Source organism: Pseudaquabacterium terrae, assembly GCF_013266755.1.
Taxonomy (GTDB): domain Bacteria; phylum Pseudomonadota; class Gammaproteobacteria; order Burkholderiales; family Burkholderiaceae_C; genus Pseudaquabacterium; species Pseudaquabacterium terrae.
The window spans coordinates 1-2,277 of the sequence record NZ_JABRWJ010000042.1; the positions used below are offsets into that span (position 1 = coordinate 1).

Below are 2,277 nucleotides of genomic sequence, written 5' to 3' on the forward strand. Positions count from 1 at the left end.
GGTCAACGCGACGTCCACCAGCTACGCGCCAGGGCCGCGAGGCACCCAGGCATATCATCTGCCTCGCGGCCCTGGCGCTCCGCTGGCGGCCGCGCGTTACCTCAAACGTTAGGCCTCGGGTCAGCACGGTCGTCGCGACTCGCAGCGTTCAAGAAGCACCACATGCCTGCGACCGTCGTCTCGTCAGCCAGCAGTGAACAGCCGAATACGAGCGCGCGCGTCTGGCAAGGCCCTGACAAAGCAAGCCACGGCAAGGCCTGTGTGGGCCGCTCGTCGCACGCGTGGTCGGCGCACGGCCTGAGCGCATCGAAGAACAAGTTTGGTCGTCGCTGTTCGAAGTGTGGAGCGCAAGGCATGCAAGGTGAAGACCGCTCGTTTCGTGCGGTACCTCTTTCACGTTACACGCAGCCTTCGGCGGCAAGAACATCGGTCGTACCCTGGCAGTACTCGCGTCACCGTGGCGCAGTTCGAGGCCCAGGTCGCTGCTCAGTCTGCGCGCTGTTCACGGTCGCCAACCCGCCGAGGCCTAACCCTTCGGTCAACGCGACGTCCACCAGCTACGCGCCAGGGCCGCGAGGCACCCAGGTCTATCATCTGCCTCGCGGCCCTGGCGCTCCGCTGGCGGCCGCGCGTTACCTCAAACGTTAGGCCTCGGGTGAACACGTCCGCCACGGCTCGTAGCGCTGCCAGAGGCACCGCATTCACTCGCCCGTCATCGCATCAGCCACCAAAGGAACAGCCGAATCCCGTTGCGCATCGACTCTGGCAACGAAGACCGAGTCAAGGCCTGCATCGGGCTGTACGGTCGGCGCAAGGCCGGAGCACGTCGAAGAACCAAATGGGGAGTCGTAGTCGTTCAAGATCCTACGCTCCAGGGTCAACAAGACCACAACACACTGCATGGCTCTGGCATCAGACGCGTCAATGCTCACCGAGCATCAGAACAAAGGGCATCCGTCGCCCCTGGCATCCTCAGCCTGCTGGCCACGCCGTCCTGCAGGTGCTCGCAGTGTTCACGGTCGCCACGCGGCCGAGGCCTAACCCTTCGGTCAACGCGACGTCCACCAGCTACGCGCCAGGGCCGCGAGGCACCCAGGCATATCATGTGCCTCGCGGCCCTGGCGCTCCGCTGGCGGCCGCGCGTTACCTCAAACGTTAGGCGTCATGGCAAGGCCCTGCGCGAGCAATCGGTCCGTCTTGCGAGCACCGAACTTAAAGACCAACACCGCGTCCGCCGCGTTCGTCCGACTGCGATGCATCGGGAACGCTTGCGAGCACCGAGCATGAAGAACAACACCGCGTCTGTCGTACTCCGCCCCACTGCGAGGGTCGTGACTCGTCTTCGCAAGCTGTGCCCTCCGGCCACCGCTTCAAGGTCAGGCTCACAAGTGCGCTTCGCGCAAGCGTGCTGCGCCGCGCAGTCAGTCCGTTGGGCGCCGCGCAGGAGCGCGGCGCGAGGCGGAGTTCGGAGCGCAGGGTCAACAATCCGCACTGCGCTCGCACTCTGGCCCTGGCAAGCAGCAGCCTTGCGAGCTATCACTGGCGGTCGGTTCCCTTCCGCGCAGTCTCGCAGTTCTGCCGCTCCAAATGCCGCCTAACCCTTCGGTCAACGCGACGTCCACCAGCTACGCACCAGGGCCGCGAGGTACCCAGGCATATCATCTGCCTCGCGGCCCTGGCGCTCCGCTGGCGGCCGCGCGTTACCTCAAACGTTAGGCGTCATGGCAAGGCCCAGCGCGAGCAATCGGTCCGTCTTGCGATCACCGAACGTGAAGGCCAACACCGCGCCCCCCGCGTTCGTCCGACTGCGAAGCGACCGAAACGCTTGCGAGCACCGAGCATGAAGAACAACACCGCGTCTGTCGTACTCCGTCCGACTGCGACGGCCGTGAGTCGTCTTCGCAAGCTGTGCCCTCCGGCCGTCGCTTCAAGGTCAGCCCCACAAGTGCGCATCGCGCAAGCGTGCTGCGCCGCGCAGTCAGTCTGTCGGGCGCCGCGCAGAAGCGCGGCGCGAGATGGAGTTCGGAGCGCAAGGTCAACAAGTCCGCACTACGCATGCACTCTGGCCCTGGCAAACCGCAGCGCCTCGCGGGTCATCAGTGGCCGTCGGCTCACCATCCGCACGGTCTCGTAGTTCTGCCGCTCACAATGCCGCCTAACCCTTCGGTCAACGCGACGTCCACCAGCTACGCACCAGGGCCGCGAGGCACCCAGGCATATCATGTGCCTCGCGGCCCTGGCGCTCCGCTGGCGGCCGCGCGTTACCTCAAACGTTAG

Annotated in this window: 1 protein-coding gene; it reads right to left on the bottom strand. The window is 65.6% G+C overall.

Annotation, left to right across the window (positions count from 1 at the left end; translation table 11 throughout):
• Positions 1–701: 701 nt before the first annotated feature.
• Positions 702–860, bottom strand: a complete 159-nt coding sequence (locus HLB44_RS36610; RefSeq protein WP_173135786.1) for a hypothetical protein — start codon at positions 858–860, stop codon at positions 702–704.
• Between the last annotated feature and the right edge of the window lie 1,417 nt (positions 861–2,277).